16 protein-coding genes are annotated in these 21,905 nt (G+C 41.8%); 4 read left to right on the top strand and 12 right to left on the bottom strand.

Annotation, left to right across the window (positions count from 1 at the left end):
* Positions 1-69 precede the first annotated feature (69 nt).
* Positions 70-549 carry a GyrI-like domain-containing protein gene (locus D8M04_RS17175; RefSeq protein WP_121524641.1) on the top strand — a complete coding sequence of 160 codons (480 nt, stop codon included), beginning with the start codon at positions 70-72 and terminating at the stop codon, positions 547-549.
* 281 nt (positions 550-830) lie between these two features.
* Entirely contained in the window at positions 831-1,286 is a 456-nt protein-coding gene (locus D8M04_RS17170; RefSeq protein ID WP_121524640.1) for a staygreen family protein, read from the top strand.
* Between the two features lie 106 nt (positions 1,287-1,392).
* Here the strand turns inward: D8M04_RS17170 and D8M04_RS17165 are convergent, their stop codons facing one another.
* The 6 genes from D8M04_RS17165 to D8M04_RS17140 form a co-directional block, all read right to left on the bottom strand.
* Positions 1,393-1,926 carry a DUF1269 domain-containing protein gene (locus tag D8M04_RS17165; protein ID WP_121524639.1) on the bottom strand — a complete coding sequence of 178 codons (534 nt, stop codon included), beginning with the start codon at positions 1,924-1,926 and terminating at the stop codon, positions 1,393-1,395.
* Positions 1,927-2,096: 170 nt separating this feature from the next.
* Positions 2,097-2,960 (bottom strand): ROK family protein, encoded by an 864-nt coding sequence (locus D8M04_RS17160; protein WP_121524638.1) that lies wholly within the window; start codon positions 2,958-2,960, stop codon positions 2,097-2,099.
* A 19-nt stretch (positions 2,961-2,979) separates the two neighbouring features.
* Entirely contained in the window at positions 2,980-3,474 is a 495-nt protein-coding gene (locus D8M04_RS17155) for a PTS sugar transporter subunit IIA (protein ID WP_121524637.1), read from the bottom strand.
* Between the two features lie 20 nt (positions 3,475-3,494).
* Positions 3,495-4,952, bottom strand: a complete 1,458-nt coding sequence (locus D8M04_RS17150) for a sucrose-6-phosphate hydrolase (RefSeq protein ID WP_121524636.1) — start codon at positions 4,950-4,952, stop codon at positions 3,495-3,497.
* Positions 4,953-4,962: 10 nt separating this feature from the next.
* A complete protein-coding gene (locus D8M04_RS17145) occupies positions 4,963-6,402 on the bottom strand; it encodes a sucrose-specific PTS transporter subunit IIBC (RefSeq protein ID WP_246001317.1) in 1,440 nt (479 codons plus the stop codon).
* Positions 6,403-6,803: 401 nt separating this feature from the next.
* Positions 6,804-7,811, bottom strand: coding sequence for a LacI family DNA-binding transcriptional regulator (locus D8M04_RS17140; protein ID WP_121524634.1), 1,008 nt, complete (start codon positions 7,809-7,811; stop codon positions 6,804-6,806).
* A gap of 211 nt (positions 7,812-8,022) precedes the next feature.
* On the opposite strand from D8M04_RS17140, the gene D8M04_RS17135 reads away from it, so the two are divergent.
* Positions 8,023-9,621, top strand: a complete 1,599-nt coding sequence (locus tag D8M04_RS17135) for an acetolactate synthase large subunit (protein WP_121524633.1) — start codon at positions 8,023-8,025, stop codon at positions 9,619-9,621.
* Between the two features lie 150 nt (positions 9,622-9,771).
* On the opposite strand, the gene D8M04_RS17130 is transcribed toward D8M04_RS17135, so the two are convergent.
* From D8M04_RS17130 to D8M04_RS17115, 4 genes are all read right to left on the bottom strand, one after another.
* A complete protein-coding gene (locus D8M04_RS17130) occupies positions 9,772-11,361 on the bottom strand; it encodes a long-chain-fatty-acid--CoA ligase (protein WP_121524632.1) in 1,590 nt (529 codons plus the stop codon).
* Between the two features lie 229 nt (positions 11,362-11,590).
* On the bottom strand, positions 11,591-13,444 hold the full coding sequence (locus tag D8M04_RS17125) for an NHL repeat-containing protein (protein WP_222928600.1): 1,854 nt from the start codon (positions 13,442-13,444) through the stop codon (positions 11,591-11,593).
* A gap of 239 nt (positions 13,445-13,683) precedes the next feature.
* Positions 13,684-15,255, bottom strand: coding sequence for a sodium/solute symporter (locus tag D8M04_RS17120; protein ID WP_121524630.1), 1,572 nt, complete (start codon positions 15,253-15,255; stop codon positions 13,684-13,686).
* Positions 15,252-15,620 carry a hypothetical protein gene (locus tag D8M04_RS17115; RefSeq protein WP_121524629.1) on the bottom strand — a complete coding sequence of 123 codons (369 nt, stop codon included), beginning with the start codon at positions 15,618-15,620 and terminating at the stop codon, positions 15,252-15,254. Before D8M04_RS17115 ends, D8M04_RS17120 begins: the two co-directional genes overlap by 4 nt.
* Before the next feature lie 798 nt (positions 15,621-16,418).
* On the opposite strand from D8M04_RS17115, the gene D8M04_RS17110 reads away from it, so the two are divergent.
* Positions 16,419-17,009: a TetR/AcrR family transcriptional regulator gene (locus D8M04_RS17110; protein ID WP_121524628.1), complete on the top strand. Its 591-nt coding sequence runs from the start codon at positions 16,419-16,421 to the stop codon at positions 17,007-17,009.
* A 278-nt stretch (positions 17,010-17,287) separates the two neighbouring features.
* Here D8M04_RS17110 and D8M04_RS17105 read toward each other — a convergent pair whose 3' ends face one another.
* On the bottom strand, positions 17,288-18,904 hold the full coding sequence (locus D8M04_RS17105; RefSeq protein ID WP_121524627.1) for a right-handed parallel beta-helix repeat-containing protein: 1,617 nt from the start codon (positions 18,902-18,904) through the stop codon (positions 17,288-17,290).
* A 179-nt stretch (positions 18,905-19,083) separates the two neighbouring features.
* The gene (locus D8M04_RS17100; protein WP_121524626.1) at positions 19,084-21,552 is read right to left on the bottom strand and encodes a beta-glucosidase; all 2,469 of its coding nucleotides are present in this window, start codon (positions 21,550-21,552) and stop codon (positions 19,084-19,086) included.
* Between the last annotated feature and the right edge of the window lie 353 nt (positions 21,553-21,905).

Here is a 21,905-nt window from a genome sequence, read left to right as displayed (position 1 = left end):
AAGGCTATTATAAACTCATCAAATGAAAAAACAAATCATTTGTTTCCATTAAAAGGAGGAATTTTTGATATGGCAGATTATACAATAGAAGAAAAAGACAGCTTTATTGTTTTAGGTATTGGAACAGAGCTTAAGAGCGATTACACAGATTTTGCTGGCATTACTAAGGAAAAAGCGGACTTTTGGCAGGCTGTTAATCAAGACGGAAGACTTGAGAAACTAAAAGCTGTCGCTGCAAATGACTATATTTTTGTAGTGAACGAAGCGGTGAATAACAAGATGATGCATTATGCTGGGGTCATGACAGAGGAAACCATACCAGAAGCATCTAGAATCATTCAATTCCCAAAGGGCGAGTACATCGTTGTAACAGGGGAGGCAAATACAGAAGAAGAGTTGAGCAACAAACTGACAGGGATTGCCTTTGGTGAAGTGTTAGGAGAAGCAACTCATGTTGCCTATGTTGGTGGGCCAAATACAGCTGTTATAATGGGGCAGCGAAACGGCAGCATATATGGGGAAATGTGGATTCCGGTTGTTAGACAATAGGAGTTAGAGGATGGAAAAGTCCTGTCATACTGATTATATAAGCATTTCTACTGGCTACGGGCTATCAAAAACCTCTGTACCAGCAAGTAAAGAACAGAAAACTAATAGTTATATGAATTAAATTCAGTAATACTTCATTGCTTCCAAACCTTTGATATTCTTATAACAGCACCCTTCATTAAATGAAAGGGTGCTGTCCGTTTTATCTTAAGATTCCACTGTTTAGGAATGAAAGAGCTCAGATTAACATAATGATAGTAAAAAACATTGGAGTTGATTGATTGAGTACATTCAATCCTGACAAACTGTTTGTGGAATATTCAGATGGTGTCACACCAACAAAACCTGTTCCCCAAAGACATTACACCCTAACCCACTCTGATCTTACTGGAGATCTTTTTTTAATGATCGGAATGGATTATGCATGGGAGAAAATCAATCCTATGAGAGATGAAGTAGTGGCTGAATGGAAAACAAACGGCATCTCCCAATACTTTCATGTTTATTTATATATTGATCAAGGAGAATATAACCTTAGTGAATCAGCAAAACGCAATGAGGTATTTAGACGTGAATTACCTTTAGCATTAACTGCCATTCGTTATGGAGATCGGTTTTTATTTCGTAAATGGCCTACTCTAGAGCAAGCTCCTATCATTATTCACTTTATTTCTACATATCCTCAGTTTGCTAGACAAGAATATTGGGGAACCTTCCGTAATATTTCTCATGGATAATTGACTCATACAGTTATCAAGAGGAAATTTGCAGCTGAAAATGCCAGTCCCCATTTCTCTAGCACTCTAGTACATTTGGAGACTGACACTTGACCTGCACATAACTCTACTTCATCATTTCTTCTTCGGCCTGTTTTTGCAGTTTTTTCTCCACTTCTTTTGCATGTTCTACTTCTTTTTCCACCGCTTCTGGATTATAACGGACAGTAACAACATCAAATTTATCTAACATCCGATCAAAAAGCACCTCATTCTCTTCTTCAATAACAGCAATAATCGCCACATCCCCTTCCTCCATACGAGAGGATACATACCTCACAACACTGCCTTCTCCTTTTGCATCATAAGAATCTTTTGCCGCACCGGCAAGCGTTCCGACACCCATACCAAGCAATATACCAAGTGGACCGCCTAAAACACCTACAAGTCCGCCAATAAGCGTTCCTTTCCATGTATCATCTTGGGTAACGACACCAGTGTCAAACCCATCCTTCCAATGAACGCTGCCATTGGATTTCTTTACCAAGGCGACTTGGGAAAACTTCAATGTTTCCTGGTAGCTTGCATGATTTCTCATTTTTGACAATGCCTCGTATGCTTCACTCTCTACTTTAAATACACTAATCGTTATAGTTTCCAAAATATGTCCCTCCAGTTTTTGTTTTTATAGTAATATTCCCTTGGTAAAATGGAACTAAACTCCCGCGTGAAAAGGCAAGCAGTTTCCCCTATTGCCTCACTGTTGATTAACATGCTCGAAAACAAAAATAGCCCACACCTTAATAGATGTGGACTACACGCCATATTTCATTATGATAAAGACCTACCTATCAATTCCATTGCTCCAATAACCCCCTGCTCATCATTCAGCTCGGGTGCCACAATCAGTTCATCAACAGAGCCAACATCCAAATAGCCATTCATCTCTTTCGTAAAATAGCTGCGAATTAGTGGGTATAATTTCTCCTGCTTCAGGACCCCACCGCCTAAAATGACTTTCTCAGGAATAAGCACGACATAGTAATTCATAATGGCCTGTGCCAGATAATAGGCCTCGATTTCCCAAACCCGATTATTTTCCGTTAACTCGATGCCTTTCTTTCCATATCGCTTTTCAATCGCCAGCCCTGAAGCCATACCTTCAATGCAAGAACCATGATATGGACAGCAGCCATTAAAAGGATCATCATGATGTTTTTTAATTATGACATGGCCCATTTCCGAATGGTTCTTTCCCTGGTAGATTTCCCCGTTCTGCACCAGTCCCGCACCCAGACCGGTGCCAACTGTAATGTAAAGGCAGGTATCTGCCCCCTTGCCCGCACCATATTTATACTCCGCAAGACAGGCTGCATTCACGTCCGTATCTAAGAATACAGGAATATCGAAAAGGGTTTTTAATTGGTCAAGAAGTGGATAGTCCTTCCACTTCTCCTTTGGCGTATTTAAAAAGCTGCCATATGTTTTGCTTTTTTTATTCAAATCAACAGGGCCAAACGAAGCAACGCCTACCGCTTCAATCTGATGCTTTTTGAAAAAATCCTTTACCTCATCTAAGGTTTCTTCAGGATCTCCAGTAGGAAAGCTGACTTTATCTATAATATTTTGGCTATCGTTTTCACTCACGGCACATACAAATTTCGTACCACCGGCTTCTATTCCGCCAATCCGCATGCTGCCCCACCCCTTGTTTCTATTTTTCTACAATTAATATCTCATCGTTTCCTGCCGTTACTTCTTTAACATCTTTGGTTTTAATGGAACTCATCGCATCACTGTTCGTGATAATAATTGGGATAATCGTTCCTGTTGCTTTTTCACGAATGACATCCAAATCAACACTCAATAGTGAGTCCCCTTGCTTCACTTTCTTGCCTTCTTCCACATGGGCAGTAAACCCTTCCCCATTTAGGTTTACCGTATCTAGTCCAATGTGAAGCAAAATTTCTGCACCATTCTCTGCTTGAATGCCGATTGCGTGCTTGGTTGGAAACAACTGAACAATTTTCCCATCGACAGGAGAGACAATGTCGCCATTTTCCGGCTCTATAGCTACGCCATCCCCCATCATTTTTTCCGCAAAAACGGGGTCGGGAACCTTTTCCAAGCTGACTAATTCCCCGCTGACTGGAGCAACAAGCGTAATATTCTTTACTTCTTCCTTTTTCTTAAACAGATCTTTAAGCATGTTCTTTCTCCTTTCTAAATTTAATACGAAGTAACGCGATTTAAATCCCATTTTTGCAGATTCATAGTGACCTCGCCTGATGTCTCAAAGACGACCTCATCCATTAGAAAATCATCAAATACGCGGGATGTGAATACTTCCTCCCCGTCGTTCAGGAATATTTCAATGGAAGACGTATCTTTAAAAAGACGAATTTTCTTTAACTCCTGCAGATAACAATGCCTTGATTCCTGATTAGGCATGTAATAGCTTTTTCGTTCAAATGTAAAAACACCTTCACGTTGGTTGTAAATCAGTTTCGATTCCCCAATTTGAATAGTAAGGGTTACCCCTTTTGGCCCTTCCATTCGATCAATGGACATTTCCATTTCGAACACTTGCCCATGAAATCTTAATTGCTCATCATCATCTAGATTTACATTTTTGTACAGCGTTTCTTGGCCACGAAGTAATTTCAGCTCTTCTACTGGTGTTTGAAGCAGTTTTCCATTTTCCCACCGTAATTCACGTGGAAGGGTAAGTGCGTGAATCCAATTGAACGCAGTAGTCGGCTGCTGAACGTCACTTTCTACCGCGTTTCCCATCCAGCCAAACAGAAGCCTTCTTCCATTCGGGTCCTCCATCGTTTGGGGTGCGTAAAAATCAAATCCGCGGTCCATTTCTACAAATGGGCCATGAGCAAATTCACCCGCTATATAGTCGACTTTTCCTGCAATATAGCCAGATTGAAACATATTTTGATACTGGAACCCTTCTGGCTCCATTCCCTGTGGACAGACTAGCAGAATGTCTGTCCCACCGAGTTCAACCAAATCCGGACACTCCCACATGTAGCCAAGGTCACCAAGACCATGATAACCGCTGCCTGCCATTGTACCCATGAAGGTCCATTCCTCTAAATCTGGGGACGAATATAGAACCGCTACGCCTGCCTCTTCTATCGTTTGTGCTCCAAGTACCATATACCATTTTTCATCTTTCAAAAACACCTTGGGATCACGGAAATGAGCGGTATACCCCTCTGGTACATGGATGATTGGACCTTTCTTTTCAAAATGAATCCCGTCATTGGATACTGCCAGGCATTGATAGGATTCACGGTTGCCTTCTTCATCCTTTACATTGCCGGTGTAAAACAAATACAAGGTATCTCCTAAAACAGCCGCACTGCCTGAGTAACAGCCATCTTTGTCGTACCAGTCCCCAGGTGCGATAGCAGCAGGGGCTTCTTTCCAATGAACAAGGTCTGTTGAAACATAATGCCCCCAAAACTTAGGTCCATGGGCAGTCACAAATGGATTCCATTGATAGAAAACGTGATATTGTCCTTTATAAAAAACGAATCCATTTGGATCATTCAACAACCCGACTGTCGGCATCAAATGGTAATGGAGGCGATATGGATCACTTCCTACCAAGGATTGATGCGTTTTTACATGCTGATTTGCTTTTAAAATAATTTCTTTTGATATACTCATTTCAATTCTCCTATTTCGTTTGTGTATCTGGCTGCTTTACTTCTTTAAGCATCTTATCGCTAAATCCAAAGAACCAGGTTAAGATAAATGCTATTGCAACAGCGACTCCATTGGCGATAATATACTGGACTAGTTGTCCATCAAGATATAGAAGCATACCCGGTATAACGGTTACGGCCATGCCAGTTCCGGCTAACCCCATAATGGAAGACAAGAAACCACCAACGGCTCCGCCAATCAGTGCCATAAGGAATGGCTTGAAATAGCGTAGTGTCACCCCGAAAATAGCAGGTTCTGAAATTCCTAAAAAGGCCGAAAGAGAGGAAGGGAATGCCAAAGCTTTCAACTTACCAGATTTTGTTTTCAATGCAACAGCTAATGTCGCACCACCTTGTGCTGCAACCGCACAGGTTACAATCGCGTTATACGGGTTATTGCCGAAGTTCTCAAGCAGTTGGATTTCAAGGAAGTTAAAGACATGGTGTACTCCAGTTACTACAATAAGCTGGTTCAGTCCACCGAGAATAATCCCTGAAATTCCCAAAGGCAACCCAAGAACCGCTACCACTGCATCAAGCAATACCGTTTCGACTGAATGGAAAACAGGACCAATCAGGAATAGAGACAACATACTCATAATTAATAGGGTTAAAAATGGTGTGACAAGTAAATCCAATACTTCTGGTGTCTTTTTACGAACCCAGCGTTCCACCTTTGCACCGATAAAACCTGCGATAAAGGCGGGAAGCACAGAACCCTGATAACCTACAACAGGAATAAACCCAAAGAACATCAATGGTTCAACTGTCTGACTGGCTACTTCATATGCATTTGGCAAGGCAGGGTTTACTAGCATTAATCCCAACACCACACCAATAATCGGACTTCCGCCAAACACCCTGAACGCAGACCATGCCACAAGTGCTGGTAAGAAAGCGAATGCAGTATCTGTTAATACTTGGGTATATAGTATAAAGTTCTGTGACACATCATCAGGTGTCATGCCAAATAAAGCTAAGATATTTTCCTGCATGAGGAGACCACGAAGCCCCATGAATAAACCTGTTGCCACCAGTACGGGAATAATAGGTACGAAGACGTCACCGAATGTGCGGATTGCCGCCTGCAAGCGTCCTTGTTTCCTTGCAGCTGCAGTACTTTGTTCCGATTTCGTTACGGCATTAAGGCCAAGTTTTTCAGCCTCTTCATACATTTGGTTAACTGTTCCTGTTCCGAAAATAACCTGATATTGGCCCGAATGAAAGAAAGCTCCTTTGACCTTATCAATTTCTTCCACATGTTCCTTATCAATTTTCTCTTCATCATTGATGATAAATCTTAGCCTTGTTGCACAGTGGGTAACAGATGCGACGTTTTCCTTTCCCCCTATTGCATCCAATAACTCCTCGACAATTTGCTTGTTGCTTTTCTTTTGTTTTGTATCCGTCAACTTTCTCGCCCCTTTTTCACACGTGTGGAATCGATTCCACACTGAGTTCATTTAGCATTGGAACTTCGACTCGAAAATTCCTCTTGTACCATTTTCACTGTACTGCTTATAGCAATCATGGAATCGATTCCGCAGCTGATATTAAAATGTATATGAAAACTATTAAAATATCATTCATTTTTGTACATACCTGTACATGCTGAAAGCTATGTGGAATCGATTCCACATTAAAATGAATGATAAATGGAACTTTCCACATTGAACATTCTTCCCCTAAAGCACATGGTAAAGATGCTCCTAGTGGATAGAAGCTTCCACTACTGTTCCATTATAAATGGTGACGCATTATAGAATCAATAGATTAAAGATTAAATTGATATATGAAATCGATTTCATGTATATTATAAACTCTTTCTCAAAACAAGTCTATAGTTCAGTACCACTTTTTCTGTACCTTCTTGTGTCTGTGCTTGCATTCGATTAAACAGCTGTCTTGCTGCTTCCTCGCCTGCTTTTTCATTATGATAATCTACTGTTGTAAGCGGTGGATCTAGATAGCGTGTGATTTCCGATGCGCCAAAGCCGGCAATTGCAACATCTTCCGGGATGCGAATGCCCTGTTTTTTCATATAATTGATCGCACCTATAGCCAGCCTGTCTGTTACTGCAATAACTGCTGTAGGGGCTGACCTTTTTGAAATTGCACCAGTTTTGGACAGAATTTTTTCCATGGTATCGTATCCTGAATCAATATCAAAAATGGCCTTCTGGATCCATTCCTCATTTACATTTATTTCATGGGCAGCCATTTCATCTAAGAAGCCCTTTTTCCGCCGATAACCTACCGCCCGATCCGTTTCGTCTACACCAATAAAGGCAATGTCCTCATGCCCTTTTTTAATAAAGGTACGAGTCAATTCCCGTGCAGCATGATAGTCGTCAAATGTGACCGACATAATCCCATTAGCCTCCTGTCCAATCATCACAAGCGGAATATTCATTTCTTTTATTTTTTCTACAAGAGCAGGTTCTGTATTGGTAGCAATTAAAATAATTCCATCGACTCTGCGCTCTTTTAACAATTCGAGATATTCTATTTCCTTTTCCTGGTTCAAGTTCGTGTTCGCTAGCAGAATTTCATAGCCATGCTGGGATATTTCTTTCCCAATACCCGTTACGATACGGCTTGACGTCTCTGTCTGTATTGTTGGTAAAATAACGCCAACGATTTTTGTTTTCTTAGTTCTTAGCGATTTTGCATAATGACTCGGTATGTATCCTGTTTCTTCGATAACTTTTTCGACCCGTTTTCGGACATCTTCACTTACATAGCCCGAATTATTAAGGACACGGGAAACGGTAGTTCTTGAGACTTTTGCCATCTCGGCGATGTTTTTTATAGTAACCAATGTTTTCGCCTCCAATCATTTTTTTATTTTACCATGTGGAGAGCAGTTTTGCTTGTGTTGGGAGGGCTATTTGAGATTGAGGCAGAGGAAAGTTGTAATATGAAAGGCAAGAGAATAAATCTGTTGATTCCAAAACAATAAATATAGGCGGTTTGTTTATAATTTTAGGGGGAAAATAGGTGAAATAAAGTCTGTAGAGGAGCGAACTATTATGAAAGCAACAGATTTACTTGTTCAGTGCTTAGAAAATGAGGGGATTGAATATATTTTTGGAATCATGGGTAAGGAGACCCTTGACTTAATTGATTCATTGTCTAGGTCTAAAAAAATTCAGTTCATAAATGTTCGTCATGAACAAGGAGCAGCTTTCATGGCAGATGTTTATGCTAGACTAACAAATAGGGTAGGAGTTTGTTTAGCAACTTTAGGACCTGGCGCGACAAATCTTCTGACCGGAATATCTAGTGCAAATCTGGACCATTCTCCGGTTGTAGCCATTACAGGACAGGCAAGCTTTGAAAGGCAACATCAAGAATCTCATCAATATTTAGATATCGTTAAAATATTTGAACCTGCTACCAAGTGGAGCGTTCAAATTAAAGATTCACAAACCATACCAAACATCATTCGTAAGGCATTTAGATTAGCACAATTGGAAAAACCAGGTGCTGTTTTAATTGAATTACCTGAAAACATAGCATCACAGATGGCTCCAGCCCGCCCATTATCAGTATCGCCTATTCCGAAGAGTTCTCCAATTTCACAAGCTATAGAGGATGCTCGTACATTAATATACAGGAGCCAAAAGCCAGTTGTCATAGTGGGAAATGGGGTAATCAGGCAAAAAGCTATACATGAGCTCCTGACTTTTGTAGATAACCTGCAAGCACCTGTTGTCCATAGTTTTATGGCAAAAGGAGTTTTGCCCAAGAACCATCCACTAAATTATTTTACATTTGGTTTTAAAAAGAAGGATGAGGTAATACCAGTCATAGAGCAATCTGATTTATTAATTGTGGTTGGTTATGATTTTGTTGAAAGTCCGCCTAAGGATTGGAATAAAAGGATGCACCCCATTTTACATATTGATACACTTCCAGCTGAAATGGACGAATATTACCCTGTGAACGGCGAATTAGTTGGTGATTTAAAGGAGGTTTTCCAGAAACTTAATGAACTGGAGATACCATCTAAACCATGGGTTCCAATTGGAAATCTTAAGGAGCGAATTAAGACAGCTTATCAAATTGATTTAGAGGTGAAAGGAAATCTCTCACTTACTATGGAGAATATCTTAACGGTTATTGAAGAAAATGCTACTGAAAAAACTATCGTGATTTCTGATGTGGGTGCCCACAAGCTCTCAATTGCTCGTACCTATCAATCAAAACAGGCAGGTCGAGTCATCATTTCGAATGGATTGGCCTCAATGGGTATTGCGTTACCCGGGTCTATTGGTGCTAAATTAGCTTGCCCTGACGATCCAATTATTTGTATTACGGGGGACGGCGGGGCTTTAATGAATATTTCCGAATTAGAGACTGCCAAACGATTTGGCCTGTCCTTTATCATGATTGTCTTAAATGATTCAGCGTTAAAATTAGAGGAACAAATGATGCAAGAGAAATTCAATAATAGCTTTGGTACGGCATTTGGGAACCCTGACTTTGTGCGGCTCGCTGAAAGCTTTGGAATAAAAGGTGTTAGACCCAAACAATTGAACGAGTTTGAACAATTATTGAAAAGTGCCTTAAAACAAAACAATGAAATTACACTGATGGATATTCAAATGGGAATGGATATATTATAGTCAAAGAGATATTAAAAAAAGAAAAGGCATCCAGATAGTTCTCCACCCTCAAAACTAGAGTAGAGCTCCAACTTTTGAGGGTGTCACCATCATGGCGCCTTTTATATTTATAATTGAAACGAATGGAAGGCCGTTGCTCTACTGACCTTCTTAATTAACCATTCTGTCCTTGCCTTTCCAAAATTCGTTTCGTATGTGTGCCTTTTGTATTTTGCCTGAACCTGTTTTTGGCAGTTCTTCTACAAAACTGACAGATGTAGGGGCCTTATAGTGGGCAAGCCGTTCTCTTGCAAAAGCAATGATTTCTTCTTCCGTTACCGTTTCTCCATCACGAATAACCACAACGGCATGCGGGGTCTCTCCCCATTTTTCGTGAGGGATGGCGATCGCAGCCGCTTCCACTACCGCTGGATGTTCGTACAGGATATTTTCCACCTCAATAGAAGAAATATTCTCTCCGCCACTGATAATAACATCTTTCTTCCTGTCGACAATTTCGATATGTCCATCGCTATCGACGACTCCCATATCTCCGGTATGAAACCAGCCATTCCTTATAACTTCGTTTGTTGCTTTTTCATTTTTCCAATAGCCTTCCATCACACCGTTGCTCCGGATTACAATTTCACCAATTTCCTGACTATTAGGTGTAACCTCATTACCTTCTTCATTGACTACCTTCACATTCGTTAAGAACATTTGATAGCCCGCCTTTGATTTCATCCGGTATTGGACCTCTTTAGGCTCATCCACATGTTGGGCGCGGATAATTGATGTTAAGGTAAGCGGAGACGTTTCTGTCATTCCGTAGATCTGTATGAATTCCCAACCTAATTCTTCCTCCACTTTAGCCACAAACGTAACAGGTGGTGCGGAACCGCCAATAACAATTCTTACATTTTGATTTAGATCTAATTTGCTTTCATCATAATATTGGAGCAGAGAATTCAGTACGGTAGGGGCCATTTGCATAATCGTCACGTTATTCTTTTCTAGCTTTTCAAAAATGATATTTGGACGGGTTTTTCTTAACATGACCTGGGTAGCACCGTTCCCTGTATAATAAAATATCGATCCCCATCCATTTACGTGAAACATAGGTAAAACATGAAGTACTACATCTTGATCACTAACACGTAAATGATGCATCACTTGAAGAGCTTGGAGGTAATTGTTTCGGTGTGTAAGCATAACGCCTTTCGGATCTCCTGTCGTGCCGCTAGTATAAAGCAGACTGGCAATATCGCTTTCATCTATATCTGCACGGTAGTAAGGATTTGCTGGAAATTGGGCCAGCCATGTTTCGTAGTCAAGATCATTATCTTCAAGCTGGATATGATGGCCTCCATGAACAATAATCTGTTCAACATTTAACTGATCTCTGACCGGGTCGATTAGATCATACAATTCATAGTCTACCAATAATACTTTTGTTTCACTATGGTTTAAAATAAACAAATAATCATTCGGTTTTAAACGAATATTTAATGGGACAGTAACAGCTCCCAATTGAAATGCTCCGTAGAATCCTTCTAACATTTCCAACGTATTCGGTGCCAAGATAGCAACTTTGTCTCCTTTTTCGACCCTTAGTTCTTTCAGTCCATGGGAAAGCCTGTTTACTCTTTCATTCAGTTCCGAATAAGTAACAACCTTTTCGTCATCAATGACTGCCGTCTTATCTCCATATAGCTTTACTGCTCGATCTAAAAAATCTGTTAATAATAATGGTACGTACATGTTAACTCCTCCAATGGTTAGAATTTTGAAATGTCTAATTATATTTATAATAATTTATTATCGGAAAATTTTAAACAATATTTTTCAATCTTTAGTAAATAATGCATTCTTTACTAGATTGTCTGCTCTGTTCACACTCTACTTCAATAAGCGATTTTTCCTTATTGCTTAGTTGAACTTACATTTTATACTTTCATAATAAACTACTAACAGAATGATAGAAGGAATGTTATGGTCTGAATTTAACAACTCGATTCAAAAGCGTATCAGCAATATAAATGTCACCATTTGCTCCTACAGCAATTCCTTGGGGAGAAAAGAAGTTATGATCTTCTCCACCAAATTGCCCAATCGTATCCAAATATGTTCCATTTGAACTGAACATTTGAACACGATTATTTGACGAGTCTGCAACATAAACATTATCTTTTTTATCAACAGCAATGCCAACTGGTAAGAATAGATCTCCGTTACCTTCCCCCCAATTGTCTAACGGATCCATTTGTGGGTTTCCACCATTTGTCCCCCACTTCGTAATAAAGTTGCCTGATTTATCGAATTTTTGGATTCGACTGTTGTATCTGTCAACAACGTAAAGATTATCTTGAGAGTCCACTGTGATAAAAGTTGGTTGTCTGAACTGGCCATTTTTCAATCCTTCTGTGCCCCAGCTACTCACAAAGACTCCAAGTGGATTAAACTTTACGACCCGATTATTTCCGGTATCAGCTACATAATAGCTGCCGTCGCTCGTTGTAGTTACTCCCATTGGAAAGCTTAAATGATAATAACCAAAATTAGATAACCATCTGCCGTCTTTACTAAATAATTGGATTCGGGAATTTCCTGTATCGGCAATAACGATTTCATCATATTTCTTGTTATATGTTATCTGTTTTGGAGCGATAAACTGCCAATAGTTAATCCCGTATGCAGAAGGACCGCCATTGCCACTGTTGCCACCCCATTTGCCTAAGAGGGTTCCATTGTTATTAAACTTTTGCACCCGATGATTAAACGTATCCGTAATATAAACGTCGTCGTTATTGTCAACCGCGATTCCTACAGGCTCCGAAAACACGCCATCAGCATTCCGTAAATTTCCAAGATAGGATTGAACAGAAGCATAGGTCGAGTATCCTCTAAATTTGATTAGTCTACTATTACCTGTATCAGAAACGATAAAGTATCCATTTCCAAGCGGCAATACTTGAGAAGGAAAACTAGGCTCCAAATTATAGATACCTAAGTCTGTCGAATATTGATATTGGTGGCTGCTATTATATTTCTTAATTTTATGATTGGTGGTATCAACAATATAGACATCTCCGTTTGTATCGATGTTAACTCCTCTAGGATAAAAAAATCTGCTTCCACTATCTCCACTTTGACCAGTTGCGCCAATCTGTCCAATGTAATTACCGTTTACATCTAAAATTTGAACTCGATGGTTAAACGTGTCAACAACATAGACTTTATCACCATTAGCATCTTTTTTTATCGCAATTCCCTGAGGTAAACGAAACTGCCCATTTGCCGCTCCTCGACTACCATATTGATATAAATAGTTTCCATTTTTATCAAACACTTGAATACGATCATGAAATTCATCTGTAACATGATAGCGATTTTTACTATCAATGGCGATTTCTCTAGCTAGACCAAACTGGCCATTTCCTGAACCACGTGATCCCCAAGCTTTAATAAAATTAAAATTAGAATCAAACTTTTGGATCCGATTATTTGCTGTATCGCTAACTAAAATATTTCCATCGTTGTCAATCGCTACCCCAAATGGCGTATTAAACTCCCCGTTCCCGCTTCCGAGCTTTCCGAACTTTTTAATGACTTTTCCGTCTTGATCCATCTTAACAATCCGATGATTACTCATATCAGCTACATAAATATTTCCATTTGCATCCTTCGCCATCGCTACCGGGGTGTTAAAAATTGCCCCAGTACCTTCATTCGCCTTGCCCCAAATGTCAACAACTGAATGAGCACTAACGGATCCACTAAATAGTAAAAATATGATGAGAATGAGGGGCAATATTCTTACAAACCGTTTAACACTTTGATTCATCATGTCTCCTCCTAGTATTGAACATGACATCTATTTAGTTACAGATTATAATTGGGCGATTTCATCAATTAGTTCCGTAGAGCCAGAAAAAAAGAATGCGCTTACACAAATTCTGACGAGGTTCTTATCTAATCTAATATCACATTAGGTTTATACCATCAGGCAATTCCTTTCCAGAATCAACATTCCCGCTTTTTAATATCCTCTACTTTTGGCTGGGGCCAGGAGTAGTGCAATAACTACGCGACATCTTCTTTTTCTTTCGCATGAACCTTTCGCATAAACGAGTTCACGTCTGCCGGCACTTTTCCATCCAGTTTTGAAACGATAATAACGGATAAGAAGCCAATAGGGACAGTAATAATACCAGGAACTCTAAATTGCAACGCTTCTGGCAGGACGGATGAGAAAAAGATCATGAACATGGAAGCTAAAAGTCCCATGACTAGACCTGCGATTGCTCCCTTTTCAGTGATGCCTCGCCACCATATGCCAAGGATAAAAATAGGTGCAAATGTGCTTGCCCCGACAGTAAAGGCAAGTGCTACAAGGTGACCGATAGACGCTTCTTTAACCAAAATACCAAGGATCCCGTAAAGCACTCCGAGAAACACAATTGCCAATTTTGCGGCACGAACACGTTGTTTTTCTGTTAATTCTTTTTTTGAAAACTTTGCATACAAGTCATGAGCGATTGCTCCCGAGCTGGCAATAAACAATCCTGATAGATTTGAGAAAATTGCTGCAAACGCGCCTGCTATAACGAGTCCGAGAAGCCATTGGCCTCCAAGCGCTGTTGCGATAGATGGAATTACCATGTTATCTCCACCAGTAACCAAATTATTCATAACTTCTGAACTTGCATTTCCTTCCAAAAAGATTGCCCGGCCTACCACACCGAGGTACACGGCAAGTCCAAAGAATAAACTGGCAATTCCAATCGACATAACTGCAGACTTACGTGCTTCTTTCGCACTTGGATTGGTGTAAAAACGCAATAAAATATGAGGCAGCCCGATTACTCCCAGCGCAAGCCCAATCACCATGGAAAGGCTGTGCCAAAAGTTTGGATTAAATGCTCCAGATTGGTACCATGTTTCCCCGTTAAATACAATATCTTTTCCGTCTTCTGTAAAGGCGGCCGTGTTGATAATTGTTCCGCTGAATTCACTGATTGTCGCCAGAATCTGATGATAATGGAAACCACCATAAATGGCAGCCGCAACCATAACAATAAAAGCACCTAAGCGGATCCAAAGCTCCAATGCCTGATTTAATGTCGTTCCTTTCATTCCACCGACTCCGACATAGAAAATCATGACAACCGTTGTGAAGATAATTCCAAATTCATAAGAAGAGCCGAAAAACATGCTTAAAATGGATGCTGCCCCAAGCAGCTGCGGTGCTGCATAAAAACCGGAAATAGCCAAAACAACGACTACTGCGATAACTCTGGCTCGTTTGCTATGAAAACGATAGGCGACAAAATCGGCTACGGTATACGCTCCTAGACGGCGCAATGGACCAGCAACAAATAGTGCCAAAAGGGTTAATCCGATTGAGAAGCTAAATGTATAAAAAGCTCCGTCATAACCAATGGAGAAGGTAAGACCTGCAAGTCCCAGAAATGTAGCAGCACTGAGATAGTCTCCAGCAATTGCTGAACCATTTGTAAACCATCCGAATACACGGCCGCCAACGAAAAAGTCGCTTGCATTATCATTCCTTTTTGATAAATAGGTAATATAGACAATGGTTCCTAGCAGAATCATGGTAAAAAGATATTTTGGATCGAGGAATATTCCCATCATACAACAGTCTCCTTCTCTTCTTCATTTTCAGATGAAGGCGTGATTGTCTGAACTTTCTTTTCCCATCTTTCATAAAGCTTCGTATGAACATAAGCAATGACAAAGGCCATGACCATAGCAACTATCGATGTTAAAAACCAACTGGAAGACATTCCGCCGAACAGTTTGGCAAATGCCCAATCCGGTTTGTACCAGTTCATCACCGGAACCGAAATAATAAAAATGGCATAAATAATGGTCAATGATAACCCGGTTCTAAATTCGGACCTAACAATATACCTTGTCTCCCCATCCAGCTTTTGCAGCTTATTGATGTCAATCGTTTCACAGGGCTCGTCTGTCAGGACAAATTCTTGTTCTTTCAAATCAAATTCAACTCCCTTGTATTTAGTATCTGTGCCGAATCACCGAGACCAAACATGTGAAGTAGCCGGCCTTTTGCTCTCCTTTAAACTACTGAAATTCTTTCACGAAGCGTTTAATAAAATGCCGAAACCTGGAACTCTTGGATAAACCCATTTACCATGTATCGCTTTTTCGTTGGAAAATAATTATAAAATGTTTCTCGCAATGTCTACTTTCGAATTAATCTCAGCCATGGGCAAGTCCAAATAACCTCCTTCCCTATAATGTACTCTCCCCCATTCCGTTTCGCTCTGACATCAACTCCTTTCATTGTTAAGCAATTTTTGTGACAGGTGATTCACTATTTTTATTTCTGATTATAATAAATATTTTAAAAAGTTTCAATATTTATTGGTAGGTATTTATACTCCTTTTTGTAACAGCATTCAACATTAAAGACAACCACATTCGACAGTTTATGAAAGACACTATAAATATCCTTTAATAACTTGTTCGATTTTTCTAATATTCATTTACAAAAGTTTAACTCAGCTTTAAAATGAGAGATGATTCACTTGTTATAATTATCAGGAAAATGAATTCACTTAGTAAAGATGCTCTTTCATTACCATTAGTCTTAGCAACGCACGTTTTTGATTATGAAGCCCTTAAACCAATCAGCCCGAATTCTTCTCGTTATGGTCCTACAACATGTTAACTTGCAATAAATAAGCAAGAGATTTGAAATTCCTATATAAATTTATTATCTCGTTTAACCATCTTATAGATAAAATAAATGCATATAAGAGGTGTTTCACTTGTCACTAGATCCTGAAAGAAATTTAACAAAAAAGGGGTTAAACACACGAAGAAAACTATTAAAATCAGCTGAGGGAGTTTTTGGTACGAAGGGGTATTTTGAGGCATCCATTGTGGAAATTACCCAAGAAGCAAATGTTGCACAAGGAACGTTTTATAAGTATTTCCCTTCGAAAAAAGCAATTTATGATGAATTAGTTCATCAAATGAGTCGGGATTTACGCCTTTTTATTAAACAGGCGATCGAAAAATCACCTCAGGTCGATATGTATCGGAGAGGTTTTGAAGCATTTTTTGAGTGGGTAGGTAAAAACCAGAACTTATACAGCATTGTTCTACAGGCAGTGATTGTTGATAAGGACTTATATCGCTGGTATTACGAGAAATTAGCAAATGGTTATATTAGAGTTTTAAAAGAAGCTGATAAAACTGGTGAATTTAAGGAATTAAATCACGAAGCGTTGGCTTATAGTTTAATGGGCATCGGTCAGTTTCTTGGGATGAGATGGGTTTATTGGGAAGGGGAAGAGGTCCCAAAGGAAGTATTGGATGTAGCAATGGAGATGGTATTGCAAGGAATTTTGAAGTAGGTAATTAAAAAATAGATGAGATTTATCTTGAGAGCTTCTTTCTATAATGGAAAGCTTGTCCTTGTATGATTTCTTTAAACTGCAAAATAAATAATCAGATGGTCGTCTTATAGCCTAGTTCACACTGAATTAGGAAGGTTTTGGTTTTTTTTACATATAAGAAAAAGACAGGTTTCCCTGTCCAGAAATTAATGAATTGCAATAAATTACGAACCTTATTAATTACAATTTCCACTCTTTGTTTTACCACTATTTGTGATACAATTCTCCTTAACAATTTAGGGGTACCGATTTACCTTGATTCCTTTTGCCACCTCCAGCTCAGCTCCGTCGATGCCATCGATGACATTTTCCACCAAGTTTAGGGCCTCACCTGCATCAATTTTGATGCCGTTGGCGGCCTGTCGAATAACGTTGGCCTCAATCCTGATGTCTGAGGGGATTCCTGTGCCCCGTCCGTCAGTCCCGCGATCCTCATTGAGTCGAATAGCCCAGAACTCGTCAACCCCTCCAGTGATGTGGTTACCGTTCAACTCCGTGCCCGGCCCATTACGTACTTCGATACCGACCTTCGAATGCTCCCAGGCGGTAATCCTATTATCCTCGATGAGGGTATCAGGGGTTCCCAAGATGACGAGGACTCCCTGACGATTTCCTATTAAGTCGTTGGAGTGCACCCAGTTTCCAGGTCCAGAGGCATCGTGCTTGTTCTTGGACCCACCAGAATTGCCAAGCGCGATCCCCGCCCGCTGTCCGCCAATAACCGTGTTATCTCGGACCTCGTTCAGGTATTCACCCTCGCCGTGCAAGTCGATGGCATCGAGGTGGCTGCCGACGATGATATTCTCCGCCACAAGATTGTTGTGCGTGGGGAACTGCAGCAGAATGGCATGACGCAGATGCCTGCCATCGAAGGTATTGTTGATGACGATGTTGTGTCGGGAATCGTTGGCAGCTTCCGGGTCACGCTGATCTCTTGAGCCCTCGATAGCAATCCCATAGCCTTGTCCGCCGGGGCCGACGGCAGTTGCCTCACTGATGTAGTTTCCAGAGATGGTCACTTCACGGCTGGCCTTGACGGAGATACCGTGGCGCTCGAACCTGCGGATGCTCAGGTTCTCTACAAGAACCCGGGAGCTAGCCTGCCCATCGTGGGCTCCTAGGTAGATCCCGTACATCGGTCCACCACTTGCATCTCCGTCGTCGGGATCATCGCCGAGTGGCCCCTTATAACGGGAGGTAATGGTAAAGTCAGCTATTATGACGTCGTGGATGCCGGAACCACGGATTACCCTGCTGTCATCTTCGCCATCCAAAGAGGTCAGTAGCACCGTGCTCTCCTGTCCTTCACCGCGCAGGTCCACACCACTATGCAGGACAATGTTCGCCGACTCGTCGTCCGGGTCAGTGGAACGCAAATCATACGTGCCGGCCGGCAGCAGAACTTCGTCACCCGGTTCAGCCGCGTCCAAGGCAGCCCGGATGGCTGCTGCGTCGTCTTGTGAGTCAGGATCCGGATCTGCCCCAAAATGCGTAACGTCCAGGGTCCTGCCGGTGGCCGGACTTGGCGTCGGCACCTCGATAGGCGTTCCGGACCTGTCCACCAAGCCGGGGGCGTGCCAGTCGCCGCTTTCGGACTGAGTGGGTTCCACGGCTTTATCGCTCTCTTCCGGCTTGTGGGACTCCACAGTTTCATCGCTTTCAACCGGCTTGTCGGGTTCTATAATTTCATCGCTCTCGATGTGCCTGCCGAGTTTTACAGTTTCATTGCTCTTGTTCGGCCCGTCTGATTCCTCGACGGTGCATGCGGTTAAAAAGACGATAACCAGGCCAAGAGCTACCCACCACAAATACGCCGGACCTCGCCGGCTGTTTTGAATGGATTTCTTTATCATACTTCTCACTTCCTTTCTATACTCTTTGTATCCCTCTCATTGTCAAATCGAGTCAATGAGAAAAGCGGCGAGCACACTCGCTCACCGCCTTCGGGATAACCCGACGGCCCTACCGGGTCTCTGACGTCATCCCATGGCTAGGGGCCTGTCGATTATAGTTACCCCTGCCATTGCTATTATCATTGGCTGTTGCCATTGTTGTTTCCTTTTTTGTTGCTTTTGCCGTTGTCCTTATCAAGTTTGAAGTTCAACGGTATGTCTTTTTCCAACGGAGTGTCTGCCGAGGAACCACCGACATGCACGCGGTATTTTCCGTCAGCAGTGACCCACTCTCCATCAGCCCAGTTCGCCAAGTTGTCTGGTTCTTCCGGAATAAAGTAAGAGAAAGGGTGGTTGGAATCAGCCTGGTTAATACGTACAGTTACACGCTCGCTTTCACCTGGCTCAAGATCAACCTTCTCGAAGTTGACAAGTCGCTTAGCAGGCTGTCCTGCTTCGTCTGGAAGTGTCATATAGACCTGTGCCGATTCTTTTCCGGCAACGTCACCAGTGTTCGTGATTGTGAAGGACACGTCAATACCGGATAATGAACCGTTATTGCCTTTGCCTTTCGAATTACCTTCACCGCGTACCTTTTTCACCTTAAGGTTATCGTACTCGAAAGTCGTATACGATAGACCGTACCCGAATGGGAAGACTGGCTTCACCTTGTTTGCTTCATACCAGCGGTAGCCCATCTCTAGGCCTTCAGTGTACTTGGCGATTAATTGGTCTGAACCGTCACCGTATGGACCTGGTCCGCCTGGCTTGCCAGTATCTTGACGTGTTCCAGGGAATTGCTCTTCTGTCGCGAAGGCAGCTTCACGCTCGGTTGCACCGAATGTCATAGGCAGCTTACCTGACGGATTCACTTTACCGTAAAGCAAGTTAGCCACGGCATTTCCATCCTCCATGCCTGGGAACCAAGCTTCAAGTACTGCTGGTACCTCATCTAGCCACGGCATTAGCACCGTACCAGAAGTCTTTAGGACTACAGCAGTGTTCTCTGCATTTGCCTCCAAGACTGCATCAATTAGCGGCTCTTGTTCCACCCAGTCCTCTCGGTCCTTGTGTTTATCAAGATCGATGGCTGGGAAGCCAAGAGTATCGCGATCTACAGTCTCATGAGGGTTGTCACCGATCATGAGCAATACGACGTCTGACTTAGCAGCTAGCTCAGCGGCAGCTTCAGGGTCACGGCCATCGTTGTATGTTACTTCAGTGTCATAGCCTAGTTCCTCGATAACATTCTCTAATCCCTCTTTCGGAGTGACCGTATAAGGGGCGTTTACGTTCTCGTTATTGTCTCGAACGGAGCGTGGAGACATCTTTGCCTCACCTGCAAACCACTCTAGGCCAATCAATGCGATTGACTCCGGCTCACCGTCCAGTGGCAGGAAGTCGTTATCGTTCTTTAACAGTACGGCCCCTTCCTCTGCCATCTTCAGTGCGCTTTTACCGTTAGCAATTGGATCGACAATTTCCGGCAGGAACTCATCGTAAGGCTCATCCATATGACCATATTCAATCATCTTGATGTAACGCGGACGAAGTAAGTTGTCGATATCGTCCTCGGTTACCTCACCTGAATCAAGAGCTTCCTGGATTTTCCCCTCAGTGTAGTATTGTGGTGCCCAGTCTAGTTCTACATTAGTACCCGCCTTTATGGCAGCTACCGTGTCGTGAATTGCGCGACGGTCACTCATAACGTAACCATCAAAGCCCCAGTTGTCCCTTAATGCATCTTGGAGCAATTCAGAGCTATCACAAGCATAAGTGCCATTAACATCAGGGAATGAGCACATCACGGAGGCTGGATCAGCATCCTTGACGGTCATCTCGAAAGGCAGCATATACAGCTCGTTCATGGCCTTTGAAGGAACTTGAACACCCATTGTCCATCGCTCAGTCTCTTGCTCGTTTCCGGCCAAGTGCTTAAGCTGTGCCTGTACCCCCTGGTCCTGGATTCCCTTAGTTTGCTCGGTAGCCAGGATACCCGACAAGTATGGATCCTCACTGAAGTACTCATAGTTACGACCACCGTACGGGTGACGAATAAGGTTCATGCCCGGTCCAAGCAACACATGATGTGCGAAGGCACGAGTCTCTTCACCAAGAATACGTCCTGCTTCATAGTTCAGTTCACGGTTGAAGGTTGCGGCCATTGCCGGAGTGGAAGGCAGTCCCGTCGCTATCGGGTCATTACCACACGATCCGCCTTTAACCCCCGTACCGCCGTTTGTCATACGGATTGTGGGGATACCCAGTTCCTCAATACCACGGATTTGACGGCCAGTGTCCTGCCACTCACACCCAGGCAAAGTACCCTCGGGCGCGAATTCACCGTTCTGGTACTTGCTAGTACCGCCCTTGTTGATGACAACCGTCTCACCGGTGTCGTTCTCATTGAATCGCGAAATGGCGATTTGCTGGATTTTCTGTTCCATCGTCATCTCATTAAGGAGCAGCTCGGTACGCTCCTCGGCAGAAAGCTTGGTGTTCATCCAAGGTCCGTTCTCTTCCGTTCCACCGCTCATCGCATTAGCAGGAACTAATGAAGACATAAAGATTATTGCTATCAAAAAAATTGAACTAATTGGTTTTATCATTCTAATTCTCCCTTACTATGTATTCTATGTATTTATCTAAACTATTAAAATAACTTTCGTTTTATCCTCCTCCTACTAATCAACAGGTCATTAGTATAGAGGAAAATTATTACTCTAGCATGTACGTTTGATTACAGAACCGTAATAAAAAACACGAAATCAGTAACGCTACTAAAGTCCTTAAAATGGTGCTCAAACGCCGTAGCAATCAGTAATTTTAAAGATAAACAAAAACATAAATAAATTTAAATGAGCATTATACTGGATTATTCAAAATATAATGAAATATGACGGAATAAAAATAACTTTTATTCATATGATTAGCATTGTTACTATGATATTTGGAAATTGAA

Source organism: Oceanobacillus piezotolerans, assembly GCF_003665065.1.
Classification (GTDB): domain Bacteria; phylum Bacillota; class Bacilli; order Bacillales; family Amphibacillaceae; genus Oceanobacillus; species Oceanobacillus piezotolerans.
This window is presented reverse-complemented; position numbering and strand designations above follow the sequence as displayed.

Excerpts from the sequence above, each read along its gene's own strand:
- D8M04_RS17175 (WP_121524641.1), top strand. The coding sequence starts at position 70 with ATGGCAGATTATACAATAGAAGAAAAAGACAGCTTTATTGTTTTAGGT.
- D8M04_RS17160 (WP_121524638.1), bottom strand. The coding sequence starts at position 2,960 with ATGCGGATTGGCGGAATAGAAGCCGGTGGTACGAAATTTGTATGTGCC.
- D8M04_RS17155 (WP_121524637.1), bottom strand. The coding sequence starts at position 3,474 with ATGCTTAAAGATCTGTTTAAGAAAAAGGAAGAAGTAAAGAATATTACG.
- D8M04_RS17150 (WP_121524636.1), bottom strand. The coding sequence starts at position 4,952 with ATGAGTATATCAAAAGAAATTATTTTAAAAGCAAATCAGCATGTAAAA.
- D8M04_RS17135 (WP_121524633.1), top strand. The coding sequence starts at position 8,023 with ATGAAAGCAACAGATTTACTTGTTCAGTGCTTAGAAAATGAGGGGATT.
- D8M04_RS17130 (WP_121524632.1), bottom strand. The coding sequence starts at position 11,361 with ATGTACGTACCATTATTATTAACAGATTTTTTAGATCGAGCAGTAAAG.
- D8M04_RS17125 (WP_222928600.1), bottom strand. The coding sequence starts at position 13,444 with ATGAATCAAAGTGTTAAACGGTTTGTAAGAATATTGCCCCTCATTCTC.
- D8M04_RS17120 (WP_121524630.1), bottom strand. The coding sequence starts at position 15,255 with ATGATGGGAATATTCCTCGATCCAAAATATCTTTTTACCATGATTCTG.
- D8M04_RS17105 (WP_121524627.1), bottom strand. The coding sequence starts at position 18,904 with ATGATAAAGAAATCCATTCAAAACAGCCGGCGAGGTCCGGCGTATTTG.
- D8M04_RS17100 (WP_121524626.1), bottom strand. The coding sequence starts at position 21,552 with ATGATAAAACCAATTAGTTCAATTTTTTTGATAGCAATAATCTTTATG.